Annotated in this window: 16 protein-coding genes; 13 read left to right on the top strand and 3 right to left on the bottom strand. The window is 50.3% G+C overall.

The features are described 5' to 3' along the window. The first annotated feature begins 180 nt into the window (after positions 1-180). Positions 181-516: a DUF2325 domain-containing protein gene (locus KU392_RS01550; protein WP_169294279.1), complete on the top strand. Its 336-nt coding sequence runs from the start codon at positions 181-183 to the stop codon at positions 514-516. Positions 517-631: 115 nt separating this feature from the next. Here KU392_RS01550 and KU392_RS01545 read toward each other — a convergent pair whose 3' ends face one another. Continuing rightward, positions 632-1,300 carry a C40 family peptidase gene (locus tag KU392_RS01545; RefSeq protein ID WP_246587182.1) on the bottom strand — a complete coding sequence of 223 codons (669 nt, stop codon included), beginning with the start codon at positions 1,298-1,300 and terminating at the stop codon, positions 632-634. Between the two features lie 477 nt (positions 1,301-1,777). Continuing rightward, entirely contained in the window at positions 1,778-3,424 is a 1,647-nt protein-coding gene (locus tag KU392_RS01540; RefSeq protein ID WP_217734363.1) for an electron transfer flavoprotein-ubiquinone oxidoreductase, read from the bottom strand. Between the two features lie 168 nt (positions 3,425-3,592). Here KU392_RS01540 and KU392_RS01535 point away from each other — a divergent pair, with 168 nt between their 5' ends. From KU392_RS01535 to KU392_RS01525, 3 genes are all read left to right on the top strand, one after another. Then, positions 3,593-4,045, top strand: coding sequence for an acyl-CoA thioesterase (locus KU392_RS01535; RefSeq protein WP_217734362.1), 453 nt, complete (start codon positions 3,593-3,595; stop codon positions 4,043-4,045). 92 nt (positions 4,046-4,137) lie between these two features. Next, on the top strand, positions 4,138-4,836 hold the full coding sequence (locus KU392_RS01530; protein ID WP_169294125.1) for a CoA transferase subunit A: 699 nt from the start codon (positions 4,138-4,140) through the stop codon (positions 4,834-4,836). Positions 4,837-4,848: 12 nt separating this feature from the next. Then, on the top strand, positions 4,849-5,502 hold the full coding sequence (locus KU392_RS01525) for a CoA transferase subunit B (protein ID WP_169294126.1): 654 nt from the start codon (positions 4,849-4,851) through the stop codon (positions 5,500-5,502). A gap of 117 nt (positions 5,503-5,619) precedes the next feature. On the opposite strand, the gene KU392_RS01520 is transcribed toward KU392_RS01525, so the two are convergent. Continuing rightward, positions 5,620-5,997, bottom strand: coding sequence for a DUF423 domain-containing protein (locus tag KU392_RS01520; RefSeq protein WP_217734361.1), 378 nt, complete (start codon positions 5,995-5,997; stop codon positions 5,620-5,622). A 265-nt stretch (positions 5,998-6,262) separates the two neighbouring features. On the opposite strand from KU392_RS01520, the gene KU392_RS01515 reads away from it, so the two are divergent. The 9 genes from KU392_RS01515 to KU392_RS01475 all read left to right on the top strand — a co-directional run bounded on the left by KU392_RS01515 (position 6,263) and on the right by KU392_RS01475 (position 18,531). Next, positions 6,263-6,958 (top strand): zinc ribbon domain-containing protein, encoded by a 696-nt coding sequence (locus KU392_RS01515; protein WP_217734360.1) that lies wholly within the window; start codon positions 6,263-6,265, stop codon positions 6,956-6,958. Further along, a complete protein-coding gene (locus KU392_RS01510) occupies positions 6,952-7,431 on the top strand; it encodes an MFS transporter (RefSeq protein ID WP_217734359.1) in 480 nt (159 codons plus the stop codon). The genes KU392_RS01515 and KU392_RS01510 overlap by 7 nt, the downstream gene beginning before the upstream one ends. Before the next feature lie 15 nt (positions 7,432-7,446). After that, on the top strand, positions 7,447-7,809 hold the full coding sequence (locus tag KU392_RS01505; RefSeq protein ID WP_169294128.1) for a zinc ribbon domain-containing protein: 363 nt from the start codon (positions 7,447-7,449) through the stop codon (positions 7,807-7,809). Positions 7,810-7,851: 42 nt separating this feature from the next. Then, on the top strand, positions 7,852-8,472 hold the full coding sequence (locus KU392_RS01500) for a hypothetical protein (protein WP_217734358.1): 621 nt from the start codon (positions 7,852-7,854) through the stop codon (positions 8,470-8,472). 44 nt (positions 8,473-8,516) lie between these two features. After that, complete coding sequence (locus tag KU392_RS01495) at positions 8,517-9,119, top strand: zinc ribbon domain-containing protein (protein ID WP_217734357.1); 603 nt, start codon at positions 8,517-8,519, stop codon at positions 9,117-9,119. Beyond that, positions 9,116-12,610 (top strand): hypothetical protein, encoded by a 3,495-nt coding sequence (locus tag KU392_RS01490; RefSeq protein ID WP_217734356.1) that lies wholly within the window; start codon positions 9,116-9,118, stop codon positions 12,608-12,610. Before KU392_RS01495 ends, KU392_RS01490 begins: the two co-directional genes overlap by 4 nt. Positions 12,611-12,667: 57 nt before the next feature. Beyond that, positions 12,668-13,030 carry a zinc ribbon domain-containing protein gene (locus KU392_RS01485; protein ID WP_217734355.1) on the top strand — a complete coding sequence of 121 codons (363 nt, stop codon included), beginning with the start codon at positions 12,668-12,670 and terminating at the stop codon, positions 13,028-13,030. 72 nt (positions 13,031-13,102) lie between these two features. Next, on the top strand, positions 13,103-14,086 hold the full coding sequence (locus tag KU392_RS01480) for a hypothetical protein (protein WP_217734354.1): 984 nt from the start codon (positions 13,103-13,105) through the stop codon (positions 14,084-14,086). Continuing rightward, complete coding sequence (locus KU392_RS01475) at positions 14,083-18,531, top strand: hypothetical protein (protein ID WP_217734353.1); 4,449 nt, start codon at positions 14,083-14,085, stop codon at positions 18,529-18,531. The genes KU392_RS01480 and KU392_RS01475 overlap by 4 nt, the downstream gene beginning before the upstream one ends. The last annotated feature ends 200 nt before the right edge of the window (positions 18,532-18,731 follow it).

Genomic DNA, 18,731 nt, shown 5'->3' with positions numbered 1-18,731 from the left:
ATCCGGGCACAATGGCCTTGTCATTATTCTGTATAAGAGAATATGGACGTCTTATGAGTATGGTACCACTGTGTCAGGGCTTTCCGCACTTAGTGGTAAAACAACAGGGTACTTGCAAAAATACTTGTAATTGATAATGATTCTTATTTATAATTCAGCTCATCTAAAGGAGAATCAGTGATGAGCATGAATGCGGTAATTGTAGGAGCAGATCGTTTGGGAAACATTCCCGGTTTGCTTAAAGAGCATAATATTGAAATCAGGCAACATATTAGTGGCAGGGATTCTGCACATCAGAAAAAAACCTATCAGCTGCCCAGTGGCACACAGATGGTCATTTTGTTGACCGATTTTCTGGGCCATAATGTGATGAGGTCTTTTCGTTCAGCGGCCCAGCGTGCGGGGGTTCCCGTGGTAGCATGCCGGCGTTCGTTAGGCAGCATGCAGCAGGCCTTGACACTATGTGGGTATGGGGGGTGCGAGCGTTGTCCGAAAAGACAGGGCGTGGCGCATTGATGTTTTGGGTTTGGGATCAGCCTATTAACCATGAAACAATGAACTTTCCCGGCCTGAATGAAAAAACCTCATCAGCGTTGCGCGGATGAGGTTTTTTGTTTTTTGATGCTGGCTCTTAGTATGCAGCCAGGGTGCGGCCTTCAAGACGTCGGGCCCCGTTATAGCGTTTTGTCCAGTATTCGTTGCTCATGTCTTCAACGCGGACAACCGTTCCGGAACGTGGAGAGTGAACGAATTTGTTGGCACCTAAATAAATACCAACATGTGAATTGGAAAATCCACGGGTGTTAAAGAAAACCAGGTCTCCGGGTTTAAGCGCATCTTTGGAGACCTTTAAGCCAATGCCTGCCATGGATTGCGAGTTGCGTGGCAGGTTAACCCCCATATATTTGCTGGCGGTATAGTAAATAAAGCCGCTGCAATCAAAACCGGTGCTGGGGGTTGTGCCACCAAAACGATAGCGTACGCCCAGATAGTTCAGCGCTGCCTGAGCCAGTTCACTGGATCCGGATTTATTGATACTGATGGAGGCGTCCCTGTTTGAACGATCCAGTTTGGCCTGTACAATCAGGTCTCCAATAGGGTCTGACAGCTTGGGAGACCAGTTGATATTGGTGCCGGGCAGGGGATACTGGTCGCTGACCTCAATGGCCTGATTCAGTGCAATGGATTTTTGCGTGGTGACGATTTGCCGAATGGGATCTTCGGAAACGTTTTGTGCGGAAGCAAGGGAACTGAGAGTGATGCAAGAAATTGTGAGTAGAAAACGGCCGCAATAAGCCATTATCCCTCGGCGTTGCGTGGGTAATTGTGGATGCATAGTCGTAACATATAATTAAAAGTGTAAGGTATTCGTACTTGCTTTATCCAAAAAGCTTAGTGAATTCTATAGAAAAATCAATAACATCGCAAGTAACTTACCCTTTGCGTTGTTGCCGTGAAGGGCGGATTTTTCGTGTTTGGCACAGATGAAAATGTTGTGCACAAGAAAAAGTATCTTATTGTGAATGATTGGCTGCTTTTTGCAGGGAGATAGGCGTTTTTGTTATTAAATTCTTTTATTATTCATGTTTTTGCTGTTAATTTGATTGAGAATAAACAAATAAGTATAAGTTTGTATCTGTGGTAAAAAACATGAAAAAAACGCCATTACTTGAATGGCGTTTTGGGCAATTCATGGGTGAATGCCATTTTTCAGTGCTGCCTGTCAGGCACGGTCGACCCAATTTGGGCCAGACCGTGCCATATTGGACTTTTGTAACTACATGCCACTGTATACGGGACCCTCGCCACCCTGTGGGGCCACCCAAACAATATTCTGGGTTGGGTCTTTAATATCACAGGTTTTGCAATGAACGCAGTTTTGTGCGTTGATTTGCAATTTATCCTCACCGGTATCGTCTTTGATAAATTCGTAAACACCGGCAGGGCAGTAGCGCTGTTCGGGCCCTGCATAAACCTTCAGGTTGGTTTCAACCGGAATATCGGGGTTTTTCAGGGTCAGGTGAATCGGTTCATTTTCATCATGGTTGGTGTTGGAAATGAACACAGAGCTTAAACGGTCAAAAGTGATTTTGCCGTCTGGTTTGGGATATTCGATTTTTGCGCATTCCGCGGCAGGTTTCAGGCATTCATGGTCAGCCTTGGTGCGGTGAATGGTCCAGGGCATTTTGCCTTTGAAAATCAATTGTTCGATACCGGTCATGATGGTGGCGACGGTACGACCTTTTTTGAACCATTGCTTGAAGTTGCGTGCCTTGTTCAGCTCTTGGTACAGCCAGGATTGTTCGAAAGCGATGGGGTAATCGCTTAAGATGTCGTGGCTGCGTTCGGCAACCAGTGCATCGTACAGGGCCTGAGCAACCAGTGCGCCGGATTTGATGGCGGCATGACTGCCTTTGATGCGCGATGCATTCAGGAAGCCGGCTTCACAACCCACCAGGGCACCACCCGGGAAGACCAGTTTGGGCAGGGAAAGCAGGCCACCGGCGGTCAGGGCCCGGGCACCATAGGCAATACGTTTGCCATTCTCAAAATAAGGTTTGATGCTGGGGTGTGTCTTGTAGCGCTGGAATTCCTCAAAAGGAGACAGCCATGGGTTGGCGTAATCAAGGCCCACCACCATGCCCACAACCACTAAGTTGTTATCAAGGTGATACAGGAAGGTGCCGCCATAAGTGTCGGCATCCAGAGGCCAGCCTGAGGTGTGAATAACCAGGCCCGGTTTGGATTTTGCCGGGTCGATTTCCCACATTTCCTTAATGCCAATACCATAGCTTTGCGGATCGCGACCCTGGTCCAGCTTGAATTTTTCAATGAGTTGACGACCCAGCTGGCCACGTGCCCCTTCGGCAAAAATCGTGTATTTGGCCAGCAGTTCCATGCCTGGCTGGTAGTGGTCGGAATGGCTGCCATCACGATTGACACCCATGTCACCTGTGGCGACGCCACGTACAGCGCCGTTGTCGTCGTACAGGACTTCGGTAGCGGCAAACCCCGGGAATATATCCACGCCCAGGTTTTCAGCCTGTTCGCCCAGCCAGCGGGTGACATCACCCAGGCGGACAATGTAGTTGCCTTCATTCTTGAAGCAGGGGGGCAACATCCAGTGGGGCGTTTTGCGGGCACCGGTTTCGCTAAGGAAAAGAAACTCATCTTCCTTGACGGCCGTGTCCAGCGGAGCACCTTTTTCTTTCCAGTCGGGAATCAGTTCGTCAAGGGCCAGGGGATCCATGACAGCGCCTGAAAGAATATGGGCACCAATTTCACCGCCTTTTTCCAGTACACAGACGGAAATATCTTTATTGTTTTCGTTGCTTAATTGCTTGAGTTTGATGGCGGTTGAAAGACCGGCAGGTCCTCCGCCCACAACCACTACATCATATTCCATTGACTCGCGTTCAGACATGAGCGCCAACTCCTTTTATATAGATTGTAAATTGCCAGATTCCATGATTGTATTGTAATGAATCGGTTTATGCAGTGAAAAACAACAAAATTCACGCGATAAAAAAAATGTCAATCTAAATCTGATAGAGTTAACAGCTTATTGCGTATTAAAAACAAAAGGACATAAATGGATAATTTCTGCTTGCCTGCAGATCTGGCGGGAAGTTTTAGTAATGGGATTCACTCTTTTTCATTTGCCATGCGCTGGGGCGATATGGATATGCTGGGGCACCTGAACAATACGGTTTATTTTCGGGCCATGGAGGAAGCACGTATCGCATTCATTAATGCCATAAGGCCTTATTTTGAAGCGGGTACCGGTGTGGTGGTGGGCCATCTTTCCTGTGATTTCCTGCGCCCCATGAATTATCCGGGTAATGCTTTGGTCATGCATGAATTAACCCGTATGGGCCGTTCAAGCATGGAACATAAAATCACTATCGAAAAAGAGGGTGAGCCGGGTGTTGTTTATGCCTCAGCCCGTTCGATTCTGGTTTTGTCCAATCTGGCGACCGGCCGTTCCTGTCCCTGGAGCGAGCAAATGCGTGAAATCATCCAGGAGTTGTTCGGCCAGGAGTAGTGATTTCTAGTGTATTCCCCAATTCAGGAAAAGGGGTAATTCATGGTATTTGTAGCGATTGACCGCTTTATATTTAATACGAAGGAAAATAGATGGATAAGGTGTATCAAAGCGCCAGCCTGGCCTTAAAGGACATTGTCGCTGACGGACAAATGATAGGAGTGGGAGGATTTGGTTTATGTGGCATTCCAGAGGCATTGATTGCTGCGCTCAGGGATACGGGCGTTCAAAACCTTACCTGTGTCAGTAATAATGCCGGTGTAGACGGTTTTGGTCTGGGCCAGTTGCTGGCCACACGGCAAATCAAAAAAATGATTGCGTCTTACGTGGGTGAAAACAAAGAGTTCGAGAGGCAATATCTGTCTGGTGAGCTGGAACTTGAATTTACCCCGCAAGGTACCCTGGCCGAAAAGCTGCGTGCTGGCGGTGCCGGCATTCCGGCTTTTTTTACCCGTACCGGGGTGGGTACCCTGGTTGCCGAAGGCAAGGAAATTCGCGAGTTTGACGGGCATCAATATGTCATGGAGCGTTCGCTTACTCCCGATGTGTCATTGGTGAAAGCCTATATCGCCGATCGCAGTGGCAATCTGATATTCAATAAAACGGCGCGCAATTTCAACCCCAATGTGGCAATGGCAGGAAAAATCACTGTGGTGGAAGTGGAGAAAATTGTTGAAACGGGCGAACTGGATCCCGATCAGATACATCTGCCCGGCATTTACGTCCACCGTATTGTGCTGAATGAAAACCCTGAAAAACGTATTGAACAACGTACTGTCCGTCAGGCATAAGGAGAATAAGAAATGGCTTGGAGTCGTGAAGAAATGGCAGCCCGTGCTGCCAAAGAATTGCAAGATGGTTTTTATGTCAACCTGGGCATTGGTTTGCCCACCCTGGTGGCCAATTATGTGCCAGACAACATGGAAGTCTGGCTGCAGTCTGAAAATGGTTTGCTGGGCATTGGTCCTTTCCCTACTGAAGATGAGATTGATCCTGATCTGATCAATGCAGGTAAACAAACCGTGACCACATTGCCGGGTTCTTCCATTTTTTCATCGGCAGATTCTTTTGCCATGATTCGTGGTGGAAAAATCAATCTGGCCATTCTGGGCGCCATGCAGGTGTCTGAAAAGGGAGATTTGGCCAACTGGATGATCCCGGGCAAAATGGTCAAGGGCATGGGCGGAGCCATGGATCTGGTAGCCGGAGTTGGCCGGGTACTGGTTTTAATGGAACATGTTGCACGCAAGAAAGATGGCACCGAAGACCTTAAGATCTTGCCTGAGTGTACCTTGCCCCTGACCGGTTTAGGGGTGGTGAACATGATCATCACTGATCTGGGTGTGCTGGAAGTCACTCAAAATGGTTTGAAACTGCTTGAACTGGCGCCCGGCGTCACTGTTGAGGAACTGCAGTCAAAAACCGGTGTGAAAGTGGATGTTTCCGCTTTCGCTTAAGGTGAGCGATTGCTTTGCCTTGGCCTGTACTTGCTCAAAGCAAAGCTAAGCAATTAGTCGCTTATGCGATCACAACAACAAAAACCCCGTCTTGCTGCTGGCAGTGTGCGGGGTTTTTTATGCCTGTTTTTTGCAGGCGGCCAGGGCCAGCAATAACCAGCCAAGTAAAAAGCTTACTCCGCCAATCGGGGTGATGGCACCCAGTACAGGCGTGTTGGTTAATACCAATAAATAAAGGCTGCCGCTAAAAATCACAATGCCAGCCGTCAGAAAGCGGGCCGCCCATTTTTGCCAGACCGGCGCAAGCCAGGCGCTGACGGCCACCAGCATAAACAATCCCAGGCTATGCGTCATTTGATACAGCACACCCGTATGCCATACTGTCAGTCTTTCGGGAGTTACCATCGCTTTCAGGGCATGGGCACCAAAAGCGCCAAAGGCAACCGAAACCAGGCAACTGAGCGCGGCGAAAACAAGATAGAAACGGGTATTCATGACTACTTCCTTAAAAATGACAATAAAAAGCAGAAAATACGATAAGGGTATCTGTTAAAAAATGCCATGGATTGAATTTTCTGCTGACGTTCATGATAGCTTAGTGTATCTTGTTGTAAATATATTAAGTTTTTTTAGCCAATGATGGGAGCTATGTTTTTTCCAGGTGTACCACTTCAGAGGAGCTTGCTGCGTGACAAAGATAAAAAACAATAACATCCCTTTACCAATACTGTTGTTGATATACGCCTGTTTGTTATTTGCCATGTATGTCAGTTGGAGTACGCTTGCTCTGGGGCTTTGGGGACAGGCCACGATGGGTACGGTAGACAGTTATGATAGTCGCCTTGATGGCCGGAGCGCAGGGCAAAACCGTTCCCGCACGATTTCCAAAGGTTACTATTTTACCGCGAATGGAAAGCAATACCGGGGGTATGTCATTTATGCCAGCGATGAGGTCTGGCCACGCCTTCCAAAGGGGGGCACGCGGGCTGAGCGAATTCTTTATTTGCCTTTCTTTCCTTATATCAATAAACCCAGTGCGCTAAGCGATTTTGATGAGATGGGGGCGCTGGCTATCATTTACCATACTTTTGCTCCACTGGTTTACCTGCTTTTGCTACTGCTGGTGAGCGGGACAGTAAAACGGCAGAAAAAAACAAACCGGCGGCCGGTAAAGCAACCAGACCACCATCCTGTAAAACTAAGGAATAACGCACAAATGTTTTGTACAAACTGTGGTAAAGCCCTGGTGAAAGACGCTGTCTTCTGTACAAATTGTGGCACCCGGATTTTGAATGCCGGTGCTGATCGCGACGGGCAGGCCATGCCCGCGCCAGAGTCGGGTTTCCCCAATTTTCCCGTCAGGGCGGGTTTTTCCAATTATTGTGATCACCCTGACATCTTGGAGGCGGCCCCCGGAAAAACCGTAAAACCGGCATTGGCTGTCTGTGGGTGCTGACACTGGTGCCGCTCATCGGCTTTCCGGTTGCAGGCCTTCTGGTTGAGAATCTGCCTTTTACAGAGGCGGTCGTTATTGGGGTGGGTATTGCGCTGGTCATGTTTATCGTGAATTTGTTCGCGCTTCGCCGCGCCAGCAGGCCAATGTGGGAAGGGGTTGTAGAGGATAAAACCCGTAAAGAACGCAGTGAACGCCGAAGCAGTGAGGACAGTAATGACAGTACCTATATTGAGTATACGACTGTCATCAGAACCCAGGACGGCAAGAAAAAAACGATTGTTGAAAAGGACAGCGGAAATCATATGTACGACTATCTGTCCGTGGGAGATCGGGTGCGTTACCATCCTGCCTTTGGTACCTATGAGAAATATGACAAGTCGAAAGATCGCATCATTTACTGCAATGTCTGCTCAATGATGAATCCCATCAAGAATGATCGTTGCAAACGGTGTGACAATTTACTATTCAAATAAATAAGGAACATTTCCATGAAACCCTTCAATTCCCTGCGGGAAGCCGCCGAATATGCCGTTACCCTGTCTGATGGCTGGCATTTTGCCAATACGAGTGAGACCTATGAGAAAGAAAGTCTGCTGCCACTTGCCCAAACCAGCGATGAAGAAGACCCGATCGATGAGGATAACTTTTATCTGGTGTCCTCAGGCGGCTCAATCGGTCTTTGCGAAGATGCGGAAGATATAGACTGGTTGTTTATTGCGAATGCTGAAAAAGACACTGTTCTGCCCGATGTTTATTCAGCCTCAACAGACAATTGCTTTTGTTCCCAATGCGGTCATCGTCTTGCGCCTGGCGCCAACTTTTGTGATGAATGTGGTGCAAAGCTGAACTGATCAGGCCTGCCAAATCAAGCAATCAAGCAAAAAGGAAAACTCATGTATAGTCAAAAAAGTGAAGAAAACCGGCCCAATAATGTCGGTCAGAAAAAAGCCGGTACCGCTGCAAAAGCACTCATGGCCGGCGCCGCCATGATGATGACGGGTGTCATTTTGTTTGCCCAGCCTGCACAGGCACAGGCAACGCAAAACCGTCCGGTTAACGGAATCAGTCTTTCCACCACTGAACGGCCCTCAATTGAGGATTTTCGGTGGTATTTAAATGATGTTGAAAAGAACGGTGTACCCAAAGGGGCTATTAAAGAAACCGATTTCAACAACCTTGCCGCAAACTGGAAATGCCTGTTTATTTATGACCCCGAGGGTAAAGACACGGGCCGGCTGTACGATTTCCTAACACTCACCTTGTCTGGGGCAGAGGGTAATGGTGCCGTGATCCTTGATTGGTCTCATATGTTTGCAGGCGATCAGGACATTGATGAAACCAGTATGGAAGACACGGTGCTGAACATGAACTGGAAAAACGGGACTTTATACGGGTATGGCCCGATGAATCTTAGTATCAAGCAGTTCTATTCTTACAAAGGGGCGCAATATGCGGTGGGTACCCTGACGTTGCCTGATGGTACTGACGGCTTGGTGGCCATGACGCGTCCCTGAGCAGGGTCTGACAAGGTGTTTTTTAACGGGAATGGAATGGGGTAATGGCAAAATTCTGTATGAAATGTGGAACCGCGTTGCACGAAGGTGCCAAATTTTGCATGAAATGTGGCCATGCCCTGCCGGGAATTGAACAGGCTGCACCACTAAAAATACAGTGTGACCGCTGTGGTGCGTCGTTGAAGACGGGGATGAAATTCTGCCCGAAATGCGGTGCCGGGGTTGGGCGGGCATTAACGGTTGACATCCCTGTCAGTGAGCCTGTTATTTCTGTTCAGGTGAGTGATCTGCCACCTAATGTTGAAGCAGCACAAAAAGAGCACATCACGGAAGAGGGGGTAGAAAAAACCAAACAGAGAACCACCAAAGTTCCGGCCGCATCAATCACGGCGGCGGAAGAGGGGGTAGAAAAAACCAAACAGAGAACCACGGAAAAAGCCAAAGCCAAAGAAAAAGCTAAAGAAACAGCAGCCACGGCAGTTAAAAAAGAAGCGGTCCATCCGGTGAAAAAGGCTTTGTCAGCGCTACTTGACCAGACGGTTAGCGCGTCCGACAACGCAGGTGAAATGCGTATTGCCATGACAGAGGGGCAAAAGTCTTTACTCACCCATGTGATTCGTGAGCTGGCTAAAAGGATAGTGAAATGACAGGCATGAAAACACATTCATTTTTAAGAATATTGTTGGCTCTACTGTTTACCGTTGCGATTTTCTGTCCTGCTCAGGCACAAATACTGGAGAATAGTCGTGATCTTGAATCGGTGAAACTTCGTTTTGTGAATATTACCTCCCACATTAAGAAGAGTCCTGATGCGGACGGCACCCATAAAAAATTAAATGATGTGACCCTGAAGGTGGGTGAGCCGGTCAAAATTACGTTTGATCGCTTTGTGACGGACATTAAGCCTTGGCATGCCGTTAGCGGGTGGCTCAAACTGGAACTTGGCCGTGATTATTATGGTAAGCCGGCAATTTTTTATGAGCTGGATCTGGACATATCGTACAAAGAAAATGATGGCAGTGTGAAAACTTTTAACGACAAGTCGGCCTATAGCGAAATGCGGAGGGTGTTGGAGAACACCTATTGGGGAGGCAGCGGCATGCTCACGTTCAGTTTCTGGCTTGAAGTGACTGATGCTGTCCATGCCGAGGTGACCACCGATGCCGATGAAAGTGCTGGCGAAACCGGTATCCTGATTCCTGCCGCCATTGCGGGCATCCTTATCGGGGGTGGTGCCGCCGCTGCCTGGGGCAGAAACAGGCGTAAAACGAAACCACAAAAGGAAGAAAAGGAAGCGCCCGAGGACAACCCCAATCGCTATGAAATGCGTATTCGCAAGGATTTTGGGAATACACTGGCTGTGGGTAAAAAAGTGCCGATTTATGCCCGTATTGTTGAAATCACCCCCGAGGGCCAGGAAAATACCCGTCATGACTTGACGGCAAAAATCAATATCAGCTCACCTTATTATTTGCAAATCAGTGGGCAAAGCATGGCGGGCGACTATAAGACAGCACAGGTGGAAGCACCTGCCAGTGGTGAATCAATTCCCGACCAGGCACGGGTTTCTTTCTGTTTCATGAGCGAGGGCGGCAGTTTTACCAACCATGTGGTTTTTCAGATTGAGGAAGAAAAAATTGTATTCGCCCAGGACAACCTTACTTTGCCGGCCTGCCATGATAAAACGGAACGCCTGCCTTTTGCCGTGTTGGGGATGGGTAAAGACGCGGTGGTGACCGCCTGTATTATTCGTGATGACGGGTATGGTGTGACGGTAGAGGCTGCAGACGAGCCGGGTCTATACTATGCCGTGATTACCGAGAAAAAGAAGACGGGTGGCAATGCCGGTGATTATGATTCTTATACCCTGGAAGTCAAGGCGGTCAGTGGTGGGCAAAGCCTGACCGGGACTTTGCCGATATACCGTTTTCATATGGGGTTGAGGCTTGATGTCAGTTCGATTGCCTGTTATGTAGAGCCTTATGACTCGCATAAACATCGCAGCAATAAATTCCTGTTTACGGTGGCAGACAAGCAGTATGTGCCTGCCGAGTCCAAGGCGATGATCACGCTGTTTGATTGGGATCCGCAAGCCCATAGCCTTTTGCAGATTGCACCTGACAGTCTGGACTTCCAGCTTCAGGCCGTGCACGAGGCTGATCAGCCGATGCTGGAAAAGCTCGCCATTCAATGTCAAATGATGGACGAGGTGACAGGAGGAGGTCGTGCCTTGATTTTTCGCTGTTGCAAAGGTGCGTTGGATGCACCCAGCCGGTTCAGGGTCAAGGTGCGTCTTGCCACTACATATGGTGATGAAAAGTACATTGTTGAAAAAGAAGTGCTGCTGTGTTCCCAGCCTTTGCGCCAGTCCAGGGATATGGCAGACGGTATGGCGATGCTGAAAGCGGATGCGTACATCACCGAACGTCTGCTACATATTCGTACCCTGATTTGGGAGATGAACTACCTGAATAAGCTGTTTCCATTGGTTAAGTTCATCGATGTCATGCTGGACGGTTATGACGAAGCTTATGGCTATGACGCCCGGCAAGTGGAAATCGTCAAGCAGACCTGGGGTGGTTTTTTGCAAGGAACGGTTGCTGGGGCCAATGCACAGGCCCAGACCGTGACCTTTGCCGATGAAGTGAAGCTTTATATAGAAAGCTATTTGCAAACGGCAGAATCCCTTGAAGAATCATTGGGCTTTATGGGGCGCATGGCACTGGGTGTGACTACATTGGGTTGCTCTGATGTGGTCTTTACTTCCCTGGAAGTGGCGCGCGATATGAAAGCGTATGTGGATAGCGGTGGTGATAGCGCCTGGGGAGCCTTTTATGTGGGCGTTAAAGTTGTCACTCTTGAGTATCTTTCCGACAAGGCAATGAATGCCGGTTTGGACAAACTTAAAAAAGTGGCCGGCAGTCCTGAAGCGAAGCGAGCCATGCGTGAAGCGAAAGAAAATGTCGCTGATAGTATGGCACGCTTCACAACCGCAATCAGTGGCAAGAATACCCGTACCGCGATTGAGGACTCTGTCAAGGCCGGCAAGCAGGCGGCCAGCCAGGCAAGCCTGCTGTTGGAAACCGGACGCAGAAGATTAAGCAAGACAGCCGGCCAAATCGAGCTGGATGAGGCGCTACGTGAAGGCAAGCTGTTTGCCAAACAGCAAGTGGAGAATTTACAGGCTGCGGCCTGGCAATTCGAGCTGAACCCCAGCGAAGCCAATCGAAAACTGCTTAATGACATGACCATCAGCGTTCAGCAAAACAAGTTGGCCATGTATGCGTTGCAGAATTATAAAGATGAAAGTCTGGATTCCGTGCGTAAATCATTTAATGAAACATTGGGTGTGTTTTACAACCGTGCCGACACCCTTGCCAAAGAAAAGCTCGCTTCCATAACGGGGATTCCGACAGCTAAAATTCAAATTCTGAATGCCAGTTCCTCTTCACAGTCGCTTATGCAGCGCGGCAGGAAAACCACAATCGATCGTGATTGGACCGCCTATTATGTTAACTCCAAAGGCGAACATGTCTTTTTTGATCAGGGCATGACCGAACAGATCTATAACGACAGTTTCTTTGAGGCTTCAAAAGGGTTCAAGAATAAGGATGCGGGTTTTTCGGGTCGTTATGGCCAAAAAACCGATCAAACCGTTATTGAAGACGTGCTGGGTCATGCCGAAAGCTATGGCACTGACCTGAAGAAAATGCTGGATAAAACCTATCATGGCATGGCGCTGGACAATCCTGATAAAGTCGCGACAACGGTTGCCAATAAAGGTAAGGAGTGGTTTGAGCGGGGCAGTGCGCTGTTGAAAAAAACGGGGGAAATAGCCGACCCTGCCAACCGGCAGCTGATGCTGGCAGACGCCGTCAGCCAGAGAATGGAGGGCTATCGCCAGCTGACCAAACAGTTTGACCATTGCATTAATCCAAGGGATGTGGCAAGAAGAGGCGGTGCGCAGGCCAGTAAAATTCCTGAAAGGTTGCGTGTCTCGGTTGAAATGTGTCGCCGTCAGTTGGACATTGATAGCCCGGTCTCATTGACGGATCTGGAAAGCAGTCTTGAATCGTTAGGCTTCACGCCGGAAGGCCTTGCCGATGCGGTGGGAGATGCGGTGCGTCAAATAGGGTAGCCACTGCTGTAGTGCAAGTTTACATATTGTACAATATGATCACATAAGGAAGTTTTTATGAAACAGTTTAACTCTCTGCACGACGCAGCCGAATATGCCACAAGCCTTTCGGGTCAGTGGTCTTTTATCAATTCCGATACGGCGTATGCCTCAGAAGGTTTGTTGGTACTGGCGCAAACCAGCGATGCCGAAGACCCGATTGATGAAGACAGCTTCTACGTTGTGTCTGATGGGGGCTCGATTGGTTTGTGCGAAGACGAGGAAGATATCGACTGGTTGTTCATCGCCGATCAAGACAAAGATCTGGCCCTACCTGACACATTCACAACCGGCGGCACACCAAGATTCTGCAGTCAATGCGGGCAAGAGATTGTTCCTGGCGCTAACTTTTGTGACCAGTGCGGCGCAAGCCTGAACTGACATAAATCCACGAAACCCGGTGCGAAATTTCAGGTAAGCCTGTTAATAATGCACCACAACCGGACATTTGCCATGAGCGCTTTCGCCGTTGCCTTTCGGCCCCTGTTTTTTGTGCTTGCGTTGTGGGTGTGTGTCATTCCGCGCTTGGCGCAAGCACAACCACAAGACACAAAACTGTCTATCGAGCTGTGGGCGGAAGCCGAAGCGTTCAGATCTCTGGCGTCGATAAACTTCTTGGCAGCACTGCGTAGTATGTCTACCCCCGAAGCCAACCTGCAGCTTGCAGAGTTGGGCGTACTGTTATGGCAAGATGATGCGGGCTCTGATGACTGGTCGGTGTTCTTTCGTCACAGCCTAATCAACTTTGTCGCCAGCGGCGACCAGGTTGAAACCGTTGCCTTTCAACACCCCTGGGCCGACATTGTCCTGCTGACGGGGTGGGCACGTAGCCCCACTGATAACCGTATGCAGATTGTGACCGCAGATATGGTCATGGGTAGCGTGGCGCGTGGTGCCAAAGCTCCGTTTCCCACGGGGCTGGCCTGGATGAATGAAAAACGCTATGCGCCTGACGCGGTAGGGGTGCTGAACGCAGCTACCACGACGGCCATCGCCAGTGTTGAGGCGGGTAAAACAGAAAGTCCGTTTGCTGATCTGGGAGAAGAGGGTCGCCAGGCCATGGTTGCAGGTGCTGCGTTGCAATGGATGGCGCACCAGGCAACTGTGCTGCCCCTGTTTGATGATCAAGCCAAGGCACGGGCGACGCGCTTTGCCTGGAATGAAATCATTGTGGCGGGTCAACGTGGCACGCTAGACAACATACTGCCGCCCAACATCCCGGTCAGACTATTAAAGGCGGTTGACCCAGCTCTCTGGTCGACCCTCGAGCCGGTGGCCTACATAGAATCCGGTAATACCGTCGTGTCACTTTTTGCTTCTTCGGCGAATCCTGATATTTACGCAGCCTTGACCCTGCGTGGCGACAAGTCCGTTGCTGAAATCATTGATTTTGGGTTTTACAGCTTTTCCGGCTTCATCAACAAGGACAACCAATGAACACTCGCTTACTAACCGCGCTTGGTTTGTCACTGGGTATTGCCGGACCTGTCTGGGCTCAGACAAAGGTCATCATGCCGCCGCCCAGCAGTTTTCTGATGATCCCATCAACTGAGAAGCAAATTCAAGGCAGAAGCCCGGTCTGGGTATCGGCGCAATGGGTGCATGAAGGTCTGGATTTCAGCTTTGGCTCCCTTGAGAAAGGCATTCTCAAAATCGGTGATTTTTCGCAATATGGCCCATTTGATTCAGCCATTAACGGGCTTCGCATACAAGCCATTAAAAGCGCTGTCAATCTCGAAAATCTGATCTCAGCGCTTAAAAAGCAAAAAAAGAAAGATCAGAAACTGGTTCAGCTAACCAAAAATCTGGAACAAAAAAAATCGAGCAGTCATGCTGCGCACGTCACGGCCAAGGCCTTGGCAGAGGTCACTCAAAAGTACGATTCAAAAATCGGGGTTGCAGAAAGGAAGCTGGGTAACTCGAAGAAAACAGCTGAATTCTTGTCAACATTAGGCCCATTCCTCAAACAACTTGATGTTGCTCCAGTCAGTGCCGACAGTCGTTCTGCATTGGCAGAAAGCAGCACTAAAGGGGCGATAGGCACCCTTTGGCAAGGCGGGCTCGAACTCCCTGCCGAAAGGGCAGGTGCCATGGCCAGTTCTTTTGTGCCAGGTGCTTCAATTGTTGGGGCCTGGGCCGGTAACGACGTTTGGAAGAATCACATCAAACCTGTGGTCGATAAGCGTCAGGAAGACGTGCTCTACAAAATGAAGCGGGACGCAATAGACATTGCGATCAGAGCGTACCTGACGCTGCAGCAGGTCATGGATGACCAAGGGAGTGTTCTGGTTCTTGGGCGAGATGAATATTTTGACCCCGGCAAAAGCGTGATTAACCGTCGCTCGGCCGATGAGCGAAAAAAATTCGAGCAAGTCAAAAAAGATCTCCGGTCGCAACGAAGGCGCTGGGAGGAACTGAAGGAAGGCTATCAGGCCGGAAAAATCAACGACGAGGTCATGAGTATGGCGTATGAAGCTCAAGATCCTTTGCTTTACCAGAAAATTCTGGCGTCCTCTTCACCAGCCGCCCAAGCCATAGCCTCTCGTCAGGGGCTTCAATCTGTCGTCTCGGGCAAAGCGCAGCAAGCGCCAGTTCAGCTGCCCGTATCTTTAGGTCAACCGTCGTCGCATATTGCCCATCTGCCCCCGTTCTCTTTACCTGCGGCTTTGCCCATGGTCACGCTGGGCAGCGCACAATATGCTGGCATGATCACCACGGCCAAAGAAGCGACACTGGCCTTGATGGGGCCATTATCAGCGGCCGATTCTGCACGTGTCGAGCAGCGATGGGCGGGCTTTTACGCTTTCCCCGCCGACAACATCTTGCAGTACTTCCGTAAAGCCACGCCTTTGCTGACAGAGCTGTTGAATGTGCGCGAAGCTATCGCACTGACAGCGACTGCGTTTGATAACACCTGGGCAGAGGCATCGGCCGCCGCAGAATACGACAACCAGGCCTACGCCGAGGCCTCACTGGCGCAAGCCATACTGCTTAAAGACTACCTGGTCGCCCTTGAGGCCCGCGCCCGTATGATTGCTCAGGCCCTGCAGAATCTGGGTGAGCCGCCTGATGCCTTGGCGGCGCAAGATGCGGCTTCAAACGTTCATCGTAAGGCAACAGATACTTTGCTCGACCTGTTGAAGCCAACTGACGGGCATGAAGGGATCTGGTACGGGGTCATGGTCCATGAGGAAGGTGTGTTTATTGATGGCATCACCGAGTTGCCTTTGGTCTTCGTGGTGTATTCGGTTGGGCCGCCCGCCAACAAGCGGTACCGTGCCCTCACGCTTGATGCCGACACATACGATGAAAAAACCGACCCCTATATCGACGTGCTTGAAATGCACGAGGATCAAGATACGCCTCTGCCGGCGCTTTATCCCCACATGAAAAATGGAGGGATCAACAAGAGTTTCGATATCACCGAGGTGGACGAAGAAGACGGTGAAACTTACTCATGGTCTATCACCGTCAAGGCGAACGTGTTAGGTCCCGACGGAGTCGTTCAATACCCTGCCGGCGCCAGTATGGAACTTGCCCAGAAAGCGGCTCAAGAAACGTTGGGGGCCTCAGCCAGGCGCAGGAAGGAAGAAGCCAAAGAGTCCGGTGGCCGTAACATGGACTTAGGGGCCATGATGGCGTCCAACGTGCTGGGTAATAAAGTCAGCGAAATGATGGTCCAGTCCCAACTTGAAGACCTGCGTCGCCATCATGAGCTGACACCCGCTTTTGTGGCTGCAGCCACAAAGTGGCTGAAAGAACGGCCCTTTTCCGAAGATTCCACCCTTGAGCAAGACCGCAAGCAGCTGTCTTCGATCGTGGCCAGCTTTGTAGGCCCTGCAAAAGGGGGCAAGATCACTGCCAAACCAGTACCCACGGATACTGCGGCAAGCACCCAAAAGGTTGATGAAGATCGCAAAGCTGAAGAACAGGCCTTGCTTGATCGCGTCAAGTTCCATCAACACAACATTCGTTTTGTTGAAGCTAATCTGGCCAAGGACAAGGCCGAACTGGCCAAAGAAGCGGATCCTCAACGCCGTGCTGCGCTTGAGTTGCGCATCATCGGAGAACTATCTGATATCCAAAGTGAAAAAGACCTGATCGCTTCGATCGAGACCGGTCGCCTGGTGCGCACGCGTTCGCCTTTTGATGACTATGCGCACGACGCGTTGATCGCCAATATTCATGAAACCCATCAGAAAATGGCGCAATTCCAGCGCAATACTGAATCGCTGCTGCGGCTTGCGGCCATGTTGCCTGGCTCTGAAGGCCAGAGTGCCCGCGAATTCGTCGAACGTCAGTTGACGCCTGAAGTCCGTACCAGGATGGACGAGGGGGCTGTCAAGAAAATCGCCAGCGCGATTGGCAAAAAAGTCGAAGGGTATTACCAGGGCCAACAAGCCAAAGACGAAGAGGATGCGGCACTGGCCAACCTGGGCCTGGAGGCGGCACAAAATGTTAAAACTGCTGCAGATTACGGCATGATGGCGACGTCGCTTTTCGGTGGCCAAGCCATTGACAGCACCTATCAGGGCTTGACGGGCTACATCGAGGGAGGCCCTGCTGAAGCGGCTTTGCGAACGGTCAGCAGCTTCGGTCCACTGGCCGATGGGGCTGTCGAAACATTGCGAGGCTACCGCGAAGGTGGGCTGGAACAGGCAATAGAACAGGGTTCCTGGGCGGTTATTAAAGGCGGGCTGCTTCAATATGGGGCAGGCAAGATATTGGCCCGCACCAAAGCCGGCCGGGCCAATGTCGACGGTGCGCCCACCTCAAAAGCCGCTATCGACGGCGCTCCCCGGACAAAAGCCGCTATCGATGGCGCTCCCCGGACCAAAGCGGCAATTGATGGTGCTCCCGCGTCTAAAACCTTTGATGGTGATACGGGCCCGGGTCCCGCGCGACCCACCGCCTTCGAGCGCGAAGCCCTTGAGCAGTTCAAGCGCGCGCGTAAGCAAGGAGAGGATTTGGTCCAGGATATGCGTAATGCTCAACAACGATTGGCGGATGCGGGCAGTGCCGGGCGTCCGACTGAAGAGTTACTTGAGCTTCAGAGGCAAGTCCGCGAGAAGGTGTTGAACGTCAACGGGAATCCCAATGCGAAGAATTACCTGAAGTACAAGGGCGATCCGCAAACCCAGCGCACGTATGTGCTGCATCTGGAAGACGTGCATGGCAAGGTTAAAACCGAGTTCGACGCGAACCAGAATGCGAAAGGCTGGAATCAACAGGACTTGAAAGAAATGCGTAACGCAGCCAGTGCCGGATCAGTCGGCATGGACTACGACATTGGTCTTGACGAAACAGCCATGAAGTCTCTGACCAAGAATGGCGAACCTGCCATGCTCTACAACTGGCAAAACGATGCTCAGCAATCCTGGAATGACGCTTATGCCAAGGTTACGGGCAAAAGCGCCCCACAGGCGTGGGAAAGTGTCACGACCAGCAAGCATGCCGAAAGCTACCGTGACAAGGCATGGTTGGGCGCCGACAAGTCCAGGGTCAGCAAGGCTTGGGGTCAACAGGCGGCAGACGTGACCCTGTATAAAACTTCGCACATGATGCATGACGCCGAAGGCCTGGGTTATTTCGAGCGCTTGCAAGAAGTTAGCCGCGGCGCCGCCAAAGACTTTGATACCAAAGTCACGCCCATGCTGGATCGCATCAAGCCCGGTGCGGGCAGTGTCGACAGCTTCAAGGCGTCTCGTGCGCATTGGGAACAAATCAGTAAAGTGATGTCTGACTTTGGCAAAAATAATATTGACCCGATCACGGCTGACCGGACGATCCGCAGCTTGACCGGTGGCAAGGATATTCCTCAAGTGATCAGTGAAATGGGCACGCTCTTGGAAGCCGCCATCAAGTTTGGTCCAGGGGCATGATGAATGTCAGGCTGACTTCGACATAAACAAAAAAAGCCCTTGATGATCAAGGGCTTAATTTAAAACTATGGCGGACAGGGTGGCATGCCAACCCGCGGATCATAGAGTTTCACGCGGCCTCAAATCCTCTGAAAATTCCCTTATAAATCAATATCATCTAGTTTAGCTTGTCTCAACTGACATCACAAGCATGCACCAAA

Origin of the sequence: Advenella alkanexedens (assembly GCF_019132845.1) — a bacterium.
GTDB classification, from domain to species: Bacteria; Pseudomonadota; Gammaproteobacteria; order Burkholderiales; family Burkholderiaceae_B; genus Advenella; species Advenella alkanexedens.
This window is presented reverse-complemented; position numbering and strand designations above follow the sequence as displayed.